The organism is Mesonia sp. K4-1, assembly GCF_008017825.1.
In the GTDB taxonomy this organism is placed as follows: Bacteria; Bacteroidota; Bacteroidia; order Flavobacteriales; family Flavobacteriaceae; genus Mesonia.
On the sequence record NZ_VRLS01000094.1, the window covers coordinates 108,002 to 128,578 of the forward strand.

Below are 20,577 nucleotides of genomic sequence, written 5' to 3' on the forward strand. Positions count from 1 at the left end.
TTTCTCTCATTAATTTTCTTCTTCTTTTATCGCTTCCGCGGAAGTGGAGTTATTCTCTTCCTCTTCAGGAGAAGGGTTTTCACTTTCTTCATTTTGAGATTTTTCTTCTTCTATTTGCTGAATTTCTTTCTCAAATAATTCGCTAAACTTATTAAATTCTCTCGTAAAAATTAGAGCAATTCCACTTACAAATACCTGACCGTCAATAATGTTTTCATATTCACTTTTTCTAAATCCGCGTAAGCGCCATATTCCATCTTCGGTTAATAAATATTCTATACTCACATTTCCAATAACAGGGTTATTTTCTCCTGGTCTCGCTTCTCCTTGAACGCCAACTTCACTCCCTGCGGTGACCACCAAACGGTCGTTTAATAATTTTTTGCTGGCACTTATATTTAAATCGGTTCTACTTTCTAGAGAAGATCCTTGATAATCGGTATAGCTATTAAGTCCAAAATTAAGTTCGATTCCTGTATCTCCTGTGAGTTTATCTGAAAATACATTTAGTTGATCTGAAAGCGCTTGGTTGAGGTTATCACGTGCTACAACGGCTGCTCCTCCCTCACTTCCATCGGTTCCCGATTGAGGGAAAAATCTATTTAAAACCAGTAAAGAAAAAACTTGTTGGTTAAGTTCATCTTCTTGTTGGTTAAGTTGAGAGATTCTTCCGTAGACGGCTCCACCAATGGCTCCTCGCTCATCTTCTGGCATATCTAAACTAAAATCTAAAACAGGCTGATTTAATTCTCCTTTAATATTTAAATAAACGAAAAACGGAAGTCGCTGTTTGAATCTATTTTGAGAAGAAGCTGACTCTCCCGAAGTTTGACTTGCCATAAGAGCCGAAGCAGAGGTTTTTACATCATAAATAGCTTTTACATCCAAATCTGCATTCATAGGATCTCCTTGCCAAGTCACCGAACTTTCTGGTGCAATATCAAACTTTCGTTTTACCAAATTATAAAGGCTCATTTCATAATGACCATCACTAATTTCATATCTTCCAGTTAACGATGTTCTTCCATTTCTATCAATATCAAAAAATAAATTTCCTTCGCCTACTACTTGTAAATTATCTCCTGTTCTCTCATTTAAAACGATATTAAAAGTAGCTTCAGGTTCAATGATTAGCTCTGTATTGAGTTCTATACCTGTAATTACAGCAGAGGTTTCTTCTTCATCATTTCGGGTTAAAATAGCATCGGGGTTTTCTTTATTCACAAACACCACTACTCCATCTCTCTCTACTACATCTACTTGCGTTTCTGGTAAAACATAAGTCGCATTAGTATTTTCATTTACAGTAAGTTTTGCTTCAATTTTTGGAAAACTTAATTTTCCTCCTACGGTTGCATCTACATCAAAAACTACTTTTCCGTAATATAATTCATTATCTTCTTTGGTAGAATTAAGAGCTTCAAAATCGTTTGCTTTTATGCTTAAATTAAAAGTGGGATCTGTAATTTCTTTAGTAAGGACTTCTCCACTTACCTTAAATTTATTGTTTTGTGCATCAGCAATTGAAAACTGATTAAAATAAATTCCTTGATTATCTACTTTAATTTTATCATTACTCAATTTAAATTTAGAATTAAGTTTACTTACTAAAAATGCCGCTTCATTAAAATTAATTTCTCCTTTGTAATTTAAATCAGTTATAGGTCCATCTAATTCAAAATTAGCCGCTATACTTCCTTCAGACTCTTGAAGCTCTTCATTTGAAAAACCTTCTATAATAGATAACGCCAACTTATTTAAATCTACATTTAAATTGAGTTGCGGACCTGTTTCTTCTGCTAAATAATCTCCATTTATATTTAAGTCAATATTTTGTCCGTTAAGGTCTAATTTAAAATCGTACTTTTTATTATTAATAGATTTAGCTTTAAGTTGCAATTCTCCTAACGGCACTTCTATAGCTTTAAAATCTGTAATATTCATATCGGCAACCATTCCCCAGTCTGCCAACGGATTAATAATTTTAAAATCTCCATTTACGATACCCGAAGCCAAATATTCATCGGGATTAAAATAACTCATAAACGTAGAAAGCTTAAAGTTTTTTAACGCTACGCCAATATGATTTTTTGTTTCTCCTAAATCATCACTCAACTTAATTTCTTGACTATTTCTAGAAAGTACAAAGTCATTAAACGTAATTGCTTCTTTTGAAAAGGAAATTTGATTAGAATTTGGAATTTCCCAAGGGTTTCTATTCAAGATTAAATCTGATGGGTTGATCCTAAAATTGAGCTCCTCATCATTTCCCGTAATTTCTGATTGAATACGAAAAAGCTTCTCGTCATTTGCAAAAGAATTAAAGTCTAAGTAAAGTGTATCTTGGGTTAAGCTCCCATCAAAATAGGTTTTATTAATGGCAAGAGGTCCTGCTTCTAAATTGCCAAATCCTATATTAAATTTCGCTTCTTTACTGTTAGAGTCTATATTAATGTGTAAACTATCTAGTCTATTTTCTTGATAAACCAAACTTGGTAAAGAAACTCGAGCCTTTAAATCTTCTTCTTTTTCATTAAAATCTACCTTAAAATAAACGGTATCCATTTGTTGAATTCCGTCCAGGAAAACATCGCTAATAATAGGCGATTCAGTAATGGTAGTTTCCATTTTAAGATTTACAAAATGAGAAATACTATCCTTTTCAATGTTGTCTTTAAAATAATGATTGGCGTGATGCTGCAAGGCGGTTATAATCTGCGCCGGACTTGCATTAGAGTTTAATTGGGTTTTTAAGAAAGTACCATCAATATTTAAAGCGGTGCTGTCTTTTGTCACTTGAGAATTGATAGCAATATCACCCAAATAATACGGCTTATCTTCATATACTGCCACACCCTCAGTAATATTCACTTTTGTAGTAAAATCCTCGGCATTTCCTTTAAAATGACCATCTACATAAACTTTTGCTTTGATATCTTTTTTGGTGAATCCCAAAGCATACAAATCAATTCCTTCTAATTCTGCTTTAAAATCCAATTCTGGTGCAACAGAGTCTAAAACTACTTGAGAATCTAATTTTAGATTTACACTTTTGTCTTTAAAACCCAAATTTACATTCCCCGTACCGTTCACAATTTCCCCCGAAAGTTTTACCGCAGACAAATCGTACTCATTATAAGTAAGTTGAGTAAAACGAGAGTCTAAAGTAGCATCTAAAGAATTGATATCTTTACCGCTTCCTGAAGTTTCTAACAGCAATGAAACCTCTCCCAATTCTGGCATTTGTAAGATTTTTCCTAAATCTAGATCGATAGTTTCTACCTGCGTATCAAAAGCAATCTGATTGTCGTTTCTAAACGATCCGTTTACTTTAATTTTTCCTTCAGGAATAGTCATTTGCGCTTTCGCGGAAAGTCGATCCAAACGTCCTTTTAGATTTCCGTTAATGTTTAATGTTTTTGGAAGACTAATTCCCAATTCTTTCTCTGAAGTGAATACTAAAATATCTTCCTTAACGGAATTGATTTCAAATTGCTGAATATCGAAAGTGAGATTATCTGTATCTAAAACATTTTTTAAATTTCCGTTTGCAACTACCGAAGTTTTACCGCCCCAATTAACTTGTGTATTCTTTAACTGAAGGTTAGCTAAAGTACCATTAGCATTAATTTTTCCATAGAATTTTTTAGAAGCTACCTTTTTAAATTCTGTATTTTGTCGTAATTCTGGAACAAAATAATATGCTTCTTGAGCATTTAGATTAAAAATAGGAACTGATACCTGAAAACTTCCTTTATCTGGATTTTCTATAAAACTTTCTAAAGATGCAAAACTTGTAGTTAAACTTCCGTTTAAATTACTTTTTTGGGTTACTGCATTCAAATTATTGACTTGCAGAGCTTGCGGACTTAAAGAGATTTGCGTAGAAAATTCTTGTAATTCAAAACCTCCAGCTTCTTTAAAGGTAAGTTGATCTAAATTTACAACGGCGGTTTCTTCTTTAGAAAGTTCAAGTTTATTGGCTAATAAGGTAAAGTCACTCAATTCAAAGGCTAGAGGGTTAAACTGTCCGGAAGTAACTTTTTCTTCCGCTTGACGGAAAGAAATCGTATTATCTTTAATATCAACCGCATTAATATTTACGTCCCAATCTGGCCAGAAAGTAGATTCTGTAACAGTTTCATTATCTACATTTTCTTGTGGTTTGCCTGTTTTTAATTCTACAAGAGAATTATGTAATTTTAAGTTATTAACTTCAACTTGTTGGTTTTGAAGATTAATAAGTGGAACTTCTGCAAAAAAATCTTGAATTGTCACATCTGCTTTTAACTCATCTGGTTGAGAATCGTAAACAGCATTTACGTTTTTTAATTCTATTTCTCCTACCGCAAGTATAGGCAAAGGAATAGTATCTTGAGATTCGCTTACCAAAGGTTTGGTTTGCTTGTAATTAACAGTCGTATTACTAAGGTTAATGTATTTTAATTCATAAATACTTTTATCTAAATCTAATTTTTTTCCTTCGGTTTCTAGATTGTTTAATTTTAAATCTAAAAACGTACCTGCAACTTCATCTTGATAATTCAATTTTATCTTTTGTAAAGCTACAGTACCTAACGAAAAGGTATAAGGTTTCCCAGGATTATTAGTTTTTGGAGTTGTAGTTTGAGTAGTATCTGTAGCAAAGGCATCAATTATAAACTGATAGTTAAATCCGTTAAGGCTATCTTTTTGAACAATATTAGCGGTTAACTCTTCTATTTCTACATCATCAATATTAATCTCGTTATTTTTATAAATACTCCATAAAGGAATATCTGCTTCTAACGATTTGGTATGTAATAAAGTGTCGCCTTTTTTATCTTCTAAGTAAATTCCTTTAATAGAAATATCTCCAGAGAAAGTAATAAAAAGCTTATCTATGTTTACTTTAGTATCTGTTTTGTTGGATACATATTGTGTTACTTTATTTACAATAATATCTTGTCCCCATGGGCTTCTAATAAATAGTAATAATAGAATAATTATAATAAGTAAAGTGAGGAAAGACTTAGCAACAATTCGCAAGACTTTCTTTAGCACAGACGTATTCTTATTATCTTTTTTGGGTTTATTCACTCGTGTATTTTATTAATCTTCAAATTTATTCAGCAAAAGCGTAATAATAGGCTTATACTCTGTTTAAATTAAGTTAAAGTTTAACCTATAGGTAAGTATATATATTAATTTAATACACTTAAAGAAAACTTGTTGAAATGTTATAATGAGTTAAAAAAAATTACATCTTAAATATTTTCATGAATTTTAGCTCACTAAACAAAGACCATAATCATAAACTATGCGAAATTACTTTACTCAAATCAAAGAAAATCCTAAATTTTTATTGATTTTTTCTAGTATTTTATTCTTCTTTACTTTTAGTGCATTTGCACAAGAAAAAGATCAAGAAGTTTCTAAAACTATCTATTTCACTGCTAATACAGGCTTGGAAAAAGAATCAAAAACCGATGAAATCCTTAGCGAAATTGTAAAATCTTCTCAACAAGATAATAATGCAGCTATCGTAGTGATAGGAAATATTACCAGAGAAGATGGATATCCTAAAAATAAAAAAGATAGAAAAAAAGAAGAAGACTTTTTGACCAACAGCCTCTTAAACCCTCTTAAAAATTTTAACGGAAATGTAATCTTTACACCAGGAAAAAATGAATGGAATAAAGGCGGACATAAAAACATAGACGATTTAGAGTCTTTTTTACAAGATAATAGCAAGTCTGAGTTTTGGCCAAATGATGGTTGTCCCATCGAACGTGAATCTTTAAGTGATGAGGTAGAACTGGTAATGATAGATTCTCAATGGTATATAGAAAATTGGGATGATTATCCTTATTTAAACAATAAATGTGAACTCAAAACCAGAGAGCAGTTCTTTGCACAGTTTAAAGATGAGTTAAAAGATGAGCAGAATAAAACAATTATTGTTGCAATTCATCATCCTGTTTTAAGTGCTAATAGAAAAGGCTTTTTTGGTAGAATGGGTGGTTTTTCTAACCAGGCATATTATAATACTCAAATGCAAGAGTTAGTGGGAAGATTAGAGAGTTTGGCTAGCCAGTTTGAAGATGTAATATTTGTTTCGGGTGCCCATAAAAACCTTCAATATTTAGTAGATGATGGAATCCCACAAATTATTAGTGGTGCTTCAGGAAAAATTGAAAAAACAAGACCAGAAGAAGATAAAGGATATTTCGCAAGTAATAAAAATGGATTCGCTAAATTAATAGCATATAAAGACGGTAATTCTCTTGTAGAAATGTATGAAGTTCAAGACGGTAAATCTACTTTAGTTTATACTAAAGAAATTACTAGAAAAAAAGGAAAGTTAGAAGACTTCGATTATCACACTAAAGACGAATTTGGCTCTACTTATAAAGCATCAATATATACAGAAGAGGAAACCGATAAATCTAATTTTCACGAATGGGCTTGGGGAGATCATTACCGAGATGTTTATAGTAAAAAAATTGAGGCTCCTGTACTATTTATAGATACTCTACCTAACAATATGAAAGCTTCAAGAGCTGGAGGAGGAAACCAATCTAGAACTTTAAGAATAGCTAATGACGAAGGGCGTGAATATAATATAAGAGAATTACGCAAAAGTGCTGTAAGGTTTATACAGTCTACTATACAAGACCATTATGTGGTAGATTATATGAGAAATACTTTAGCTGAAGATATCGTTTTAGATTTTTACACAACTGCACATCCTTATGCTCCCTTTGCTGTAAATGGATTATCAAAGAATTTAAATATTTATCATGCCAATCCTAAAGTCGTTTACGTTCCTAAGCAAAAAGCTTTAGGCAGATTTAACGAATCATACGGAGATAAGTTATATATGCTAGAAGAGCACGTAGGAGATGAAAATAAAGATTTTGAGACCTTTGGAAACTCAGAAGATATCATTAGCACTTCAGATATGCTTTTGGAGATTCAAGATAACAAAGACGCAAAGATTGATGAAGATGAGTATATCAAAGCTCGTATTTTTGATATGTTAATCGGAGATTGGGATAGACACCAAGACCAATGGAGATGGTCTAAGTTCGAAGAAGATAGTAAAGATGTATATAAACCTATACCAAGAGATCGTGACCAAGCGTTTCCTAGATACGACGGTCCAATTATCTCTTTATTAAAAATTGGTGTTCCAGCTTTAAGAGTAATGCAAAATTATGAACCTACAATAAAGAACGTAAAATGGTTTAATTCTGCAGGATACCCTCTAGATAAAAACTTCATTAATACCTCAAGCTGGGAAGACTGGAAAAAGCAAGCGCTATATATTCAAAATAATTTAAGTGATGAAGATATAGACAACGCTTTCGCGGAATTACCTAAGGATACGCAAGATGAAACCATAGATCAAATCAAAAAAACTCTTAAATTAAGAAGAGAAAATATTGTTGATATTACTAAAGATTATTTCACCTATTTTAAAAAGTTTGAAACAGTAATAGGAACAAATGAAGACAATAAGTTTCTTATTACAAGAAAGGATAACGGTATCACAAAAATTGAAATTGAAGAGGATGATGAAGTTATTTTTTCTAATGAATATGATGCCAAAGAAACTAAAGAAATTTGGGTGTATGGATTAAATGGAGATGATGAATTTAAAGTTGAAGGAGATGGAAATAACCCTATAAAATTGAAAATATTAGGCGGAGAAGAAAATGATATATATGATTTTGATAGAAAAGCTAAAACTAAAGTTTACGATTACAAATCAAAAAATAACACCTTTGAGAATGTAGGATCAAAAAGATTGACCGATTCTTATGAAATTAATAATTATGACCCTACAAGAAGAAAGTATTCAAGTAATGTGGTATTACCTAGTTTAGGTTTTGATCCAGATGCTGGCTTTAAAGTAGGTTTATCAGATACTTTTACCACCTATGGTTTAGCTAGAAACCCATTTACTACACAACATACATTAAGTGCTAATTATTTTTCTGCAACTCAAGGTTTTGAATTTAACTATTACGGAGAGTTCGCACATATTTTCTACAATTGGAATTTAGGATTAGATGCTAAATATACAAGCGCTAACTACGCTATAAACTTTTTTGGAGTAGGAAATGGAACAAGTTATGATAACGATATTGATAAAGATTTTAACCGAGTACCTATCAAACAATGGCATGTTGCTCCGTCTTTAATTTATAGAAAAAACTCAACTATGAAAGCTTATTTTAAGCCAAGTATAGAGTCTTACGAAGTAGATAATTCATTTAATGATTTTGTAAGTAATTTCTACGATGAAAATAACGACGTCTTCGAAAAACAAATGTACGCAGGAGCAGAAGTTGGATTCAATTTCAACAACAAAGGAAGCCTTATTGGTTACCCAAGAAGAGGAATGGAACTAGATTTAAAGGCAGGATATAAATCGAGTATAAACGAAGATTATGATAACCAGTTTACCTACTTAAACCCAACAGTTTCATTTGTATATCCTATCCATGAAAGTGGAGCAGCAACCGTAGCAACACGTGCGAGCGCCGATTTTATATTAGGTGATTTGGGTGAAGATTATGAATTTTATCACGCTGCAAGTGTAGGAGGAAATGAAAGCTTACGCGGATTTAGAAACGATCGTTTTTTAGGAGAGACATCTTTCTTTCACAGTACAGATTTACGTGTAGGGATTACCAAGTTTAGAACCAATTTTGTTCCTATTAGATTAGGAGTAACTGGAGGTTTTGATTATGGTAGAGTTTGGATTGAAGGAGAAGACTCCAATAAAATACATACAAGCTATGGTGGTTCTGTATTCCTTAACGGATTTAATGCATTTACCGCTAATGTTGGTTACTATTTAAGTGATGAAGATAATAGGCTTATTTTTACATTAGGATTTAGATTCTAACCTATAGATATATGAGTATAAAAAAAGCTTCAGGTTTTACCTGAAGCTTTTTTTATATCTACTAAGATTTCTTTTTCTTCTTTTTTAATTTATTCAACCAAATAATAGTTCCGGTAACGGGCAAACTTGTAGCGATTAAACAAGTTATAAAATAAATTATTTTAGAGAAAGAACCATAAATTTCTCCCGTATGTAAGGGTTTAATTACAGATGCTAATTGCACATTTAAAGGCTTTTCATTGAAGATCTCTTTATGCAGAACCTTTCCTTCTCTGTCTAAAATTAGTTGATCTGAAGTTACTGGAGAAAAATTGTTTGAATTGTACTTTCGAATCTCTATTATATCATTTGAGGTGGTAGCAAATGTAATTCTTAACTTTCCAGAATAATTTAATTCTTGTGAAGAAATTTCTATTAGTTCTTCTACACTTTTCTCATTTTTTGGTATAGATGATTTAAATTTTGGTCCTCCTCCTCTATCAAAAATCTTTGCTCCTATTACATTACTTGCACCTTCTCTATACCAATCAAAAGACCAGTTTAAACCTGTTAAAGCCATAATTATTATAAAAATACAGGCATAAAAACCTAAAGTATTGTGTAAATCATGATTAATACGCTTCCAGTTGGCTGAAAATTTAATTTTAAACCCAGGTTTAAAGTTCTTCCATTTATATTTTTTTGGAAACCACAAAATAATTCCAGTAACCGAAAGGACTAAAAATATTATAGTAGCAATACCTACTATAGGTCTTCCTACTGGAACATCCAATAATAACCAACGATGTATTTTAAACAACGTAAAGAAAAACTCATCTAAACTTGTTTTTTTAGGCAGTAGGGTTTCGCTGGTATATGGATTGACTAGAAAAGTGGTACCGCGGCGATCGTCTGGTGAAGTTTTGATATCAAACTCATAAGGCGCATCTTTTTCTACTGGGATGGTTAAACGTTTTACTTCTCCGTTAACTCTTAATTGTTGATTTAACTGTGCGATAGGTTGTACTTCGCTTTCAATAGGGTTTATGGTAAGCTTTTCTTTAAATACGTCTTTGATTTCGTTTTCAAAAACCAGTAAAGTTCCGCTAAGGCAAACTAAAAAAAGTATAATTCCACTTCCTACTCCCAACCATAAATGAACATCATTTATAAACTTTTTAAAAGTATATTTTTTATTGTTTTTCATACCTACCCTATTTAAAGCTGTAAAAAATCACGCTAAATTTTATTTGTTTCTGAAGTTTTATAGCCTGCAAAAATATTATAGTATCTATAATAAACAACTATTATTTAGATTAATTTTAAATAGATGCATTAATTAAAAATTGATTTTTAAAATAAATACTGCTATAAAAAAGAGCAACCTTTTAAAAGTTGCTCTTTCATCTATCTAAAATTGTAAAATATTTATTGGATTTATTCTTCTAGAAATTGGCGTAAAACGTATTGAAGTATTCCTCCGTGTTTTACATATTCAATTTCTATTTGAGAATCTAACCTGGTGATTACTTTAAATTGAGTTTCTTCACCATTTGTATTTGTTGCTATAACACTTAATTCTTTTCCTGGCGTTAATCCGTCTTCAATTCCTACAATATCAAAAGTTTCTTCTCCGCTTAACCCTAAAGATTTAGCATCTTCACCTTCTTTAAACTCTAAAGGTAAAACTCCCAAACCTACTAAGTTAGATCGGTGAATTCTTTCGTATGATGCTGCAATGACAGCTTTTACTCCGAGTAAATCGGTTCCTTTCGCAGCCCAATCTCGAGAAGAACCAGAACCATATTCTGTTCCTGCTAAAACTACCAAAGGAGTTTTACTTTCTTGATATTTCATAGCAGCATCATAAACGGTCATTTCCTTGTCTTCGGGATAATAATGCGTATAACCTCCTTGTCTACTAGCTATTTCATTATTTATTCGCACATTAGCAAAAGTTCCGCGCATCATCACTTCATGATTTCCTCTACGTGAACCGTAAGAGTTAAACATTCCTTTTTCCACTCCTTTAGATTTTAAATATTTCCCAGCCGGACTGTCTTCCGCGAAAGCGCCAGCAGGTGAAATATGATCTGTAGTAACCGAATTTCCCAACTTCATAAGAACCCTTGCATTTTTAATGTTTTGCATAGGTTCGGGGTTTTCATTTATATCTTTGAAGAAAGGTATTTCTTTAATGTAAGTGGAATCTTCTTTCCATTGATAATCCAAGCTTTTGGGTGCTTCTAATTTTTTCCACTGTTCTTCTCCGTCAAAAATTACTTTGTATTCGTGTTCATAATCTTCTTTATTGGTAGCAGATTCTATAGCTTCTTGAATTTCGCCTTGTGTCGGCCAAATGTCTTTGAGAAAAACATCTTGCCCATTCGCATCGGTTGCCAAGGGTTCTTCCATTAAATTAATATCTACCCTACCAGCAATAGCATAAGCCACCACCAACATTGGAGAAGCTAAAAAGTTCATTTGAATTTTAGGATGAATACGAGCTTCAAAGTTTCTATTTCCGCTTAAGACGGAAGAGACTACCAAGTCACTTTTATCAATTGCTTTTTCAATATGAGTTGGGAGAGGACCCGAATTTCCTATACACGTAGTACAACCATAGCCTACCACATGAAATTTTAAGGCTTCTAAATCTTTTAATAGCCCCGCTCTCTTTAAATAATTAGTAACAACTTTAGAACCTGGTGCTAACGAAGTTTTTACCCAAGGTTTTACATCTATACCTTTTTCTATGGCTTTGCGAGCTACTAAACCTGCTCCTAACATTACCGATGGATTTGAGGTGTTGGTACACGATGTAATGGCAGCTACCACAATTGAACCATCACTTAATAAATATTCTTCATTTTCTCGCTTAATGCGAACTGATTGTAATTCATTTCGCTCTACTTCTACCTCAACATCTTCCTCTTTTTGTTGTCCTTTTGCACCTTCTTCATCTTGATGTAACTCTGTTCCGCTACCCCCCTCATCGTACCATAATTCTCTTTTCTCTCTTGGTAAATAATCTCTGCCGTGAACTTCACTAAGTAAACTGCTAAATTGATCTTTAAGCTTTTTAACTAATATTTTATCTTGCGGACGTTTTGGTCCTGATACTGAAGGTTCTAAACTTGATAAATCTACCGTTAATACATCTGAATACTCAATATTTTCTTTTCCAGTTCGCCAAAGCAAGTTCTCTTTACAGTAAGTTTCAACCAACTCTAATTGCTTTTCATTTCTGTTGGTTTTTTCCATATAGCGAATGGTTTGATCATCTATAGGAAAATAAGTTACCGTACAACCAAATTCTGGAGACATATTAGAAATTGTAGCTCTATCAGGAACCGAAAGGTGATCTAAACCGTCGCCAAAGACTTCAACAAAATCTCCCACTACCCCATAAGATCGTAACTTATTGGTAATTTCTAAAACCATATCGGTGGCTGTAATTCCTTCTGGCAGTTTACCTGTCAACTCCAAACCAATCACTTTTGGGGTGGTAAAGTAAATAGGCTGACCTAAAAGTGCAGCTTCTGCTTCTATTCCTCCAACTCCCCAACCAACAACACCTATACCATTTACCATAGGAGTGTGAGAATCTGTTCCTACCAAACTATCGGGAAATGCCCAACCATCTCTTTCTACCACTCCTTTTGCCAAGTATTCTAAGTTTACTTGGTGGCAAATTCCCATTCCTGGAGGAACCACCGTGAAATTTTCAAAAGCATTTTGAGCCCACTTTAATACTTCGTAACGTTCTTTATTTCTTTTATATTCGTATTCTACATTTTTCTTATAAGCATAGTCCGTACCGAAGAAGTCTACTTGAACCGAATGGTCAATCACTAAATCTACAGGTACTTTAGGATTAATCTTAGAACCATCTTTACCTTTACGGATAGCTTCAGACCGTATGGCTGCAATATCTACGACGGCAGGAACTCCTGTAAAGTCTTGCATTAAAACACGAGCTGGCTTATATGGCACTGCATTTTCACTTCCTTTTGGATTCCAGTTAATAAGATTTTTGATATGATCATCATCTACTAAAAAGCCATCATAATTCCGTAAAGCATTTTCTAATAGAATTTTTATGGAAAAGGGAAGTTTTTCAATTTTGGGAAATTCTTTACTAAGCTTTTCAAGACTGATGAAGTTTAGCTCTCCTTTAGAAGTTTTTAATTGTTTTTTTAAGTTTTGGATGGTTTCTTTCATAGCAATGTTTAAATTTAATCGGTTTGAAGGAATCTTTAAGTTGACTTTTAAATTTACAAATTATTAAAGTCAACAGATTGAGCATTAAGCCTTTTTTAACTTCATTTAAATAATAGTCATGAAAATTTTAGGGATTTCGGGATCGGCAAGTTTACAGAGTAGTAATTTTTATTTACTAAAAGCTATACAAGGAGAAATCAAAGACAAACATTCAATGAAAATAATAGAGAATTTGTCAGAGCTTCCCTTATTTACACCTCAACGTTTGGAGAATGGTGTACCAAAATGTGTTCTTAATTTTAAAAAAGAGCTTATACATAATGATGCTATAATTATGAGCACCCCCGAGTATACCCACAATATACCAGCTGTTTTAAAAAATATGATAGAATGGTGCACGCATTCAGGAGAATTTGAAAGTAAAAAAATAATTGTGATGACATTTACACCGTATGAACCACGTGGAAAATTTGCGATGCAATCTCTACTTAGTTCTTTAAAGGCTATGAAAGCGAACATTATTACTCAGTTTCCTCTTTATCGAACCGATGTTACTTTTTCAAATAGAGAAATTTCCTTTACGGAAGAATCTAAAACGTTAATTAAAGAAGCGGTAGAGCTATTAGAATAAAAAAGCTACATAAATTAATATGTAGCTTTTTTTAAATATTATTTAAAGGTTTATATTTAATTTCCCTTTAAATAATTTATGAATTTAAGCTCATCATTGCTTTTGCATTCACAAATTCTTTCATTCCAAAACCTCCATGCTCTCTTCCGTAACCCGAATCTTTTACTCCGCCGAAAGGCATATTGGGTTGTGCTAAACCAAAAGAGTTAATAAACACCATACCAGTATCAAAATGATTTTTAGCAAGTTCAAATGCTCGAGATTCATCTTTTGTAAAGATTCCTCCACCTAACCCAAATCTACTATCGTTAGCTACTTTGAAAGCTTCTTCTTCGTCTTTCACTTTAATTAAAGAAGCTACTGGACCAAATAACTCATCATCATAAGCTGGTTGTCCTGAAGCAACATTTTCTAAAACAGTAGCTGGATAATAATATCCTTCTTGGTCTGGAATTTCTCCTCCACATGAAATTTTAGCTCCGTTTTCCACACTTTTTTCGACTTGATCGTGAAGTTTCTCTCTTAAATCTTTACGAGCCATAGGACCGATTTTTGAATCTTTATCTTTTGGATCTCCTGCTTTGATAGACTTCATTTTCTCTACATAAGCATCTCTAAACTCTTCATAAACTTCCTCTACAATAACAAAACGTTTTGCTGCTACACAAGTCTCACCATTGTTATAAATTCTTCCATTTACACAGGCTTTAACCGCTGTTTCGATATCGGCATCTTTTAAAACAATATAAGCATCATTAGATCCTAATTCTAAGACTGTTTTTTTCAATTCTGCTCCTGCTTTCTCTCCAATAACTTTTCCTGCTTCTGGACTTCCTGTTAAAGTAACTCCTCTAACCCTTTTATTTTTAATAACATTATCTGAAGCATCGTGGTCAATTACGAGAACTTTAAAAAGGTTTTCAGGTAATCCTGCTTCTGCAAATACTTTCTCCAGTAATAATCCTGTTCCAGTAACATTAGCTGCGTGCTTCAGTAGAACTCCATTACCAGCCATAAGATTAGCAATTGCATAACGCATTACTTGGTATACCGGAAAATTCCAAGGTTGAATTCCGTAAATAACACCTATGGGAGAATACGTAATAATACCTTTTCCTCCATTGGGAAGTTCTTTTTCTTCATCTTTAAGGTTTTCAGGGCCATTTTCTGCAGTCCAATCACAAATTTGTGCACATAGGTCTACTTCTTGCTTACTTTGCTTGAGAAGTTTTCCCATTTCATCGGTCATCAATTGGGTCAATTCCTCTTTATGATTTTGCAGTGATTTTCCTACTTTCTTGATATATGAAGCTCTTTCTTCTGGTGATTTCTTTTTCCATTCTAAAAAGGCATGGTGACAACTTTCAATAGCATCCTCCATTTCTTTTGAGGACATATACTCGTAAGTTTCTAATACCTCTTCGGTTGCTGGATTGGTAGTCTTAAATGAATTTGACATAGTTTTTTTATTTTAAAGATAGAAAGAACATTAGCACTTTTTCCTAATAAAATGTTATTAAACAATTCTTTAAGAGTCTCGCTAAAAATTTTTTTTTCTTGCAAATCCGCGAAAGCACAAACTTTATAAAAACAAAAAAGGTCATCTAAAACAATATTTTAGATGACCTTTTATATATTTGAAAGAAAGTTATTTTATTCTCCCATAGCTGCTGCAACTGCGGCAGACATTCTTTTATATGTTCCATTTTCTAATCTTTCTCTAATCGCACCAAAAGCATCTAAAGTTTCCTCTACATCTTTCAACGTATGAGATGCTGTAGGAATCATCCTTAAAAGAATTAATCCTTTAGGAATTACTGGATAAACTACGATTGAGCAAAACACTCCGTGATTCTCTCTTAAATCTTTAACTAAAGCCATAGCTTCAGGAATACTTCCTTTTAAATAAACTGGAGTTACACAACTTTGCGTGGTACCAATATCAAAACCACGATCTTTAAGACCATTTTGTAATGCGTTTACATTTTCCCAAAGTTTTTCTTTTAACTCTGGCATGGTTCTCAACATATCCAAACGTTTTAAAGCGCCTTCTACCAATTGCATTTGCAATGACTTGGCAAACATTTGAGACCTTAAATTGTATTTTAGGTAATCAATCACTTCTTGATCGGCTGCTATAAAAGCACCTGTACTTGCCATAGATTTAGCAAAGGTCGCAAAGTAAACATCTATATCATCTTGTACACCTTGCTCCTCTCCTGCTCCCGCACCTGTTTTTCCTAAAGTTCCAAAACCGTGAGCATCATCTACAAACAATCTAAAGTTATATTTCTTTTTAAGCTCTACAATCTCTTTTAACTTTCCTTGCTCTCCTCGCATTCCAAAAACACCTTCAGAAATCAGAAGAATACCTCCCCCGGTTTGTTCAGCTATCTTTTCGGCTCTTTGCAGGTTTTTTTCGATACTTGCTACATCGTTATGCTTGTAAGTAAATCTTTTTCCTAAATGCAATCGTACTCCATCAATAATACAAGCGTGTGCATCTACATCATAGACAATAACATCATCTTTACCTACTAATGCATCGATAGTAGAAACCATCCCTTGATAACCGAAATTCAATAAATAAGAAGCTTCTTTATTTACAAATTCAGCTAACTCATTTTGCAATTGTTCGTGTAAGTGAGTGTGACCACTCATCATACGAGCTCCCATTGGATAAGCCGAACCGTATTTTGCACCAGCCTCTGCATCTACCTTTCTTACTTCTGGGTGATTCGCAAGTCCTAAATAATCATTTACACTCCAAGTAATTACTTCTTTTCCTTGAAATTTCATTCGGTTACTAATTTCTCCTTCTAATTTAGGAAAAACAAAATACCCTTCTGCTTGTTCTGCCCATTTTCCTAATGGTCCTTTGTCTCTATATATTTTATCGAATAAATCTTTCATAAAAAAATTTTAATACAACTTAACGCGCAAAAATAATGAATAAAATGTAATGATACAGCTTACTTACATTATTTCAATTCACTAAGTTATAAACAAAACAAAAGCATCCTTTTGGGATGCTTTTACTTTATAAGGTTATTATATTATTTAATAAATTCTATTTTTTCGGCATCGACATTGTTTTCACTATCTGAAAAGCCTTGATCGTGCATCCATTGATCACTATATATCTTACTCATATAACGCGATCCGTGATCTGGAAAAATAATCACCACTCTAGAGTTTTCATCAAACTCTCCTTCTTCTGCTAATTGTTTAACTCCTTGAAATGCTGCTCCACTAGTATAACCAACAAACATTCCTTCAGTTTTAGCAATATACCTTGCGGTATGCGCACTTTCTTCATCAGAAACTTTAATAAAGCGGTCTATCGTATCAAAATCTGTTGCGGTAGGAATTAAATTTTTCCCTAAACCTTCAATTCGGTATGGGTAAATTTCATCTGCATCAAACTCCCTTGTTTCATGATATTTTTTGAGAACAGATCCGTAAGCATCAATTCCTATCACTTTAACTTGAGGGTTTTGTTCTTTTAAATAACGTGCAGTTCCAGAAATGGTTCCTCCTGTTCCGCTACAAGCGATTAGATGCGTAATTTTTCCTTCGGTTTGTTTCCAGATTTCTGGTCCTGTTGTTTTAAAATGAGCATCCATATTCAACTCATTAAAATATTGATTGATATAAACCGAACCTTTTATTTCTTGATGTAATCTTTTTGCTACTTGATAATAGGAACGCGGATCATCAGCCGATACATTTGCTGGACAAACATATACTTTTGCTCCCATCGTTTTTAACATGTCTATCTTATCGGAAGAAGACTTTGAACTAACGGCTAAAATACAGTCATAACCTTTAATTACAGAAACCATAGCTATACTAAAACCCGTATTTCCTGAAGTAGTTTCTATGATTGTATCACCTGGTTTTAAAATTCCTTTCCTCTCTGCCTCTTCAATTATATATAACGCAATCCTATCTTTGGTAGAATGTCCTGGATTAAAAGCTTCCACTTTTGCAAAAAATTCTCCTTTAATGTCTTGGGTTATACGGTTTAATTTAACTAGAGGGGTGTCTCCTATTAATTCTAAGACGTTATTATAAACCTGTAAGTCTTCTTTCATATAATGAAATTCTTATTAAAAAATGCGTTATTTACTTTTAACAAATAAGCAAAACACCGCAAATTTACATTATTTTTTTTAATTATAAATTTTTCCTTCCAAGTCTAATAAAAAAGCATAGTCTTCAGCTACTTCTTTTAAAGCTTCAAATCGTCCTGAAGCACCGCCGTGACCAGCATCCATATTGGTATGAAATAATAAAATATTTTTATCTGTTTTTAATTCTCGTAACTTTGCGGTCCATTTTGCAGGTTCCCAATATTGAACTTGGGAATCATGAAAACCTGTAGTAATAAGAATGTTAGGGTAATCTTGAGCTTTTACATTATCATAAGGAGAATAAGATTTCATATAATCATAATATTCTTTCTCATTAGGATTCCCCCATTCATCATATTCTCCAGTAGTTAAAGGTATGCTATCATCTAGCATTGTAGATACGACATCTACGAACGGTACAGCAGCTATAACGCCATTATATAAATGCGGAGCTTCATTTAGAATAACTCCCATTAATAAACCTCCTGCAGAACCACCCATAGCATACATATGTTGAGGTGAACTCCATTTTTGATCTATTAGGTATTGTGTACAGTCAATAAAATCTGTAAAAGTATTTTTCTTTTGAAGCATCTTTCCGTCTTCGTACCAATTTCTACCTAAATACTCTCCTCCTCTAATGTGAGCGATAGCAAAAATAAACCCTCTATTAAGTAGGCTCAATCTTGTAGTAGAAAAAGAAGGGTCTACTGTATGTCCATAACTTCCGTAAGCATATTGCAAAACTGGATTGCTACCATCTCGTTGTATTCCTTTCTTATAGACTAAAGAGATAGGTATTTGAGTTCCGTCTTTTGCTGTAGCCCAAATTCTCTCTGAAATATAATTTTCTTTACGGAAAGTTTTATCTAACACACTCTGTTCTTTTTTAACCTCACTCTCCTTCGTTTTCATATTAAAATCTATGATCGATGTTGGAGTGGTTAATGAGTTATAACCATATCTTAAGATGTGAGTATCAAAATCTGGATTGGTACCTGTTCCTGTAGTATAAGTTTCATTATCAAAAGGCAGATAATAATCTTCGGTTTCATCCCAACGCATTATTCTTATATGGTTCAATCCTTTTGAGCGCTCACTGACCACTAAATATTCTTTAAAGATCTCTATATCTTCCAATAAAACATCCTCCCGGTGAGGCAATACATCTTTCCAATTTTCCTTTGCAAGCTTGTTTATTGACGTTTTCATCAATTTAAAGTTAACAGCATCATCTTTATTGGTTAGAATATAAAAGTGATCTTCAAAGTGAGAAATACTGTATTCTAATCCGCGGCAGCGTTGTTGAAATAACTGAAACTCTCCTCTAGGCTCATCTGCATTTAAAATTCTGTACTCATCACTTAGAGTACTACTCGATCCTATAATTACATATTTATCTGACTTTGTTTTATAAACATAAGCATTATAGGTTTCATCATCTTCTTGATAAACTAACATATCTTTACTTGGATCGTCTCCAAGCACGTGCTGAAAAATTTGATTAGAACGTAAAGTTTCTTCATCTTTTCTCGTATAGAAAAGAGTTTTATTATCATTTGCCCAAGTAGAACTCCCTGTGGTAGTCTCTATCTTGAGTGGTAAAATAGCACCTGTTTCTAAATTCTTAATTTGAATGGTGTACTTTCTTCTACTTACATTATCTACACCAAAAGCAACTAATTTATTATCTGGACTTACATTAACTCCCGTAAGTTTATAATAACTATGCCCCTCGGCCATTATATTTACATTAAATAAAATTTCTTCAGGGGCTTCTAAAGTCTCTTTTTTACGAGCATAAATGGGATAATCTTTTCCAGTTTCAAACCGAACATAATACCAATAACCGTTATGTTTATAAGGAACGGAAGCATCATCTTCTTTTATTCTGCTCTTCATCTCATCAAACAATTCTTGTTGAAATTGTTTAGTATGAGCAGTCATTTGTTCGTTATAACCATTTTCCTCTTCTAGATATTTAATAACTTCTGGATCTTGCCTATCCTTCATCCAAAAATAATCATCGATTCTTATTTCATTATGAGTATTTAATTCTTGTGTTATTTTTTTCGCTCTAGGCGGAATTATTTTGGTTTTCAACATCTAATATCTTTTTTTAACGACTGCAAAGGTAAAATATAGTTTAAAAGAAAGTCTTATAGCCGCTTAATAATTCTTTTAAAAATCACTTATTTTAATAAATTTGCAATTCACAAAAAATATAAAGAATATGTTTGGAGATATGATGGGTATGATGAATAAAATTAAAGAAACCCAAGCCAAAGTTGAAGAAACCAAAAAAAGATTAGATACAGTTACTCTAGAAGAAAAATCTAGCGACGACTTACTTAAAGTTACGCTAACTGCTAATAGAGAAATTAAAGCTATAGAAGTGGCGGATGAACTTTTGCAGGACAAGGAGCAATTGGAAGATTATTTAGTGCTTACCTTAAATAAAGCTATAAAAAAAGCTACCGATGTTCACGAAGCAGAGCTGGGAGCTGTAGCTAAAGAAGGGATGCCAAGTATACCTGGGATGGATGCTTTTAAATAAAATTTAATTTTATCTTATTAATAACAAAAAAAACCCCTTGAAAATCAAGGGGTTTTTTTTGTTATTAATAAGTGATCGCACCAGGATTCGAACCTGGGACCGCCTGCTTAGAAGGCAGGTGCTCTATCCAGCTGAGCTATGCGACCCTTAT

At 32.9% G+C, this 20,577-nt stretch carries 10 protein-coding genes and 1 tRNA gene; 3 read left to right on the plus strand and 8 right to left on the minus strand.

The genetic code is table 11. The features are described 5' to 3' along the window. Positions 1–9: 9 nt before the first annotated feature. Complete coding sequence (locus FT986_RS15470) at positions 10–5,079, minus strand: translocation/assembly module TamB (RefSeq protein ID WP_147865806.1); 5,070 nt, start codon at positions 5,077–5,079, stop codon at positions 10–12. Between the two features lie 220 nt (positions 5,080–5,299). Between FT986_RS15470 and FT986_RS15475 the strand changes: the two genes are divergently transcribed. After that, positions 5,300–8,899, plus strand: a complete 3,600-nt coding sequence (locus tag FT986_RS15475; protein WP_147865807.1) for a metallophosphatase — start codon at positions 5,300–5,302, stop codon at positions 8,897–8,899. 61 nt (positions 8,900–8,960) lie between these two features. Here the strand turns inward: FT986_RS15475 and FT986_RS15480 are convergent, their stop codons facing one another. Both FT986_RS15480 and acnA read right to left on the minus strand, forming a co-directional pair. Next, positions 8,961–10,085: a PepSY domain-containing protein gene (locus tag FT986_RS15480; protein WP_147865808.1), complete on the minus strand. Its 1,125-nt coding sequence runs from the start codon at positions 10,083–10,085 to the stop codon at positions 8,961–8,963. Between the two features lie 230 nt (positions 10,086–10,315). Continuing rightward, positions 10,316–13,102, minus strand: coding sequence for an aconitate hydratase AcnA (gene acnA, locus FT986_RS15485; RefSeq protein ID WP_147865809.1), 2,787 nt, complete (start codon positions 13,100–13,102; stop codon positions 10,316–10,318). 118 nt (positions 13,103–13,220) lie between these two features. Between acnA and FT986_RS15490 the strand changes: the two genes are divergently transcribed. Beyond that, positions 13,221–13,733: an NADPH-dependent FMN reductase gene (locus FT986_RS15490; protein ID WP_147865810.1), complete on the plus strand. Its 513-nt coding sequence runs from the start codon at positions 13,221–13,223 to the stop codon at positions 13,731–13,733. A gap of 76 nt (positions 13,734–13,809) precedes the next feature. Here the strand turns inward: FT986_RS15490 and FT986_RS15495 are convergent, their stop codons facing one another. The 4 genes from FT986_RS15495 to FT986_RS15510 form a co-directional block, all read right to left on the minus strand. Further along, on the minus strand, positions 13,810–15,192 hold the full coding sequence (locus tag FT986_RS15495; RefSeq protein WP_147865811.1) for an NAD-dependent succinate-semialdehyde dehydrogenase: 1,383 nt from the start codon (positions 15,190–15,192) through the stop codon (positions 13,810–13,812). A 194-nt stretch (positions 15,193–15,386) separates the two neighbouring features. Further along, on the minus strand, positions 15,387–16,646 hold the full coding sequence (locus tag FT986_RS15500; RefSeq protein ID WP_111540351.1) for an aminotransferase class I/II-fold pyridoxal phosphate-dependent enzyme: 1,260 nt from the start codon (positions 16,644–16,646) through the stop codon (positions 15,387–15,389). A 143-nt stretch (positions 16,647–16,789) separates the two neighbouring features. Further along, the gene (locus FT986_RS15505; protein WP_111540352.1) at positions 16,790–17,830 is read right to left on the minus strand and encodes a PLP-dependent cysteine synthase family protein; all 1,041 of its coding nucleotides are present in this window, start codon (positions 17,828–17,830) and stop codon (positions 16,790–16,792) included. A gap of 78 nt (positions 17,831–17,908) precedes the next feature. Continuing rightward, complete coding sequence (locus tag FT986_RS15510) at positions 17,909–19,975, minus strand: S9 family peptidase (protein WP_147865812.1); 2,067 nt, start codon at positions 19,973–19,975, stop codon at positions 17,909–17,911. A 127-nt stretch (positions 19,976–20,102) separates the two neighbouring features. On the opposite strand from FT986_RS15510, the gene FT986_RS15515 reads away from it, so the two are divergent. Continuing rightward, entirely contained in the window at positions 20,103–20,426 is a 324-nt protein-coding gene (locus FT986_RS15515) for a YbaB/EbfC family nucleoid-associated protein (RefSeq protein WP_147865813.1), read from the plus strand. Positions 20,427–20,498: 72 nt separating this feature from the next. On the opposite strand, the gene FT986_RS15520 is transcribed toward FT986_RS15515, so the two are convergent. Next, positions 20,499–20,572, minus strand: a tRNA-Arg gene (locus tag FT986_RS15520). Between the last annotated feature and the right edge of the window lie 5 nt (positions 20,573–20,577).

Coding starts and splice junctions, on each gene's coding strand:
- FT986_RS15475 (WP_147865807.1), top strand. CDS start 5,300: ATGCGAAATTACTTTACTCAAATCAAAGAAAATCCTAAATTTTTATTG.
- FT986_RS15480 (WP_147865808.1), bottom strand. CDS start 10,085: ATGAAAAACAATAAAAAATATACTTTTAAAAAGTTTATAAATGATGTT.
- acnA (WP_147865809.1), bottom strand. CDS start 13,102: ATGAAAGAAACCATCCAAAACTTAAAAAAACAATTAAAAACTTCTAAA.
- FT986_RS15490 (WP_147865810.1), top strand. CDS start 13,221: ATGAAAATTTTAGGGATTTCGGGATCGGCAAGTTTACAGAGTAGTAAT.
- FT986_RS15495 (WP_147865811.1), bottom strand. CDS start 15,192: ATGTCAAATTCATTTAAGACTACCAATCCAGCAACCGAAGAGGTATTA.
- FT986_RS15500 (WP_111540351.1), bottom strand. CDS start 16,646: ATGAAAGATTTATTCGATAAAATATATAGAGACAAAGGACCATTAGGA.
- FT986_RS15505 (WP_111540352.1), bottom strand. CDS start 17,830: ATGAAAGAAGACTTACAGGTTTATAATAACGTCTTAGAATTAATAGGA.
- FT986_RS15510 (WP_147865812.1), bottom strand. CDS start 19,975: ATGTTGAAAACCAAAATAATTCCGCCTAGAGCGAAAAAAATAACACAA.
- FT986_RS15515 (WP_147865813.1), top strand. CDS start 20,103: ATGTTTGGAGATATGATGGGTATGATGAATAAAATTAAAGAAACCCAA.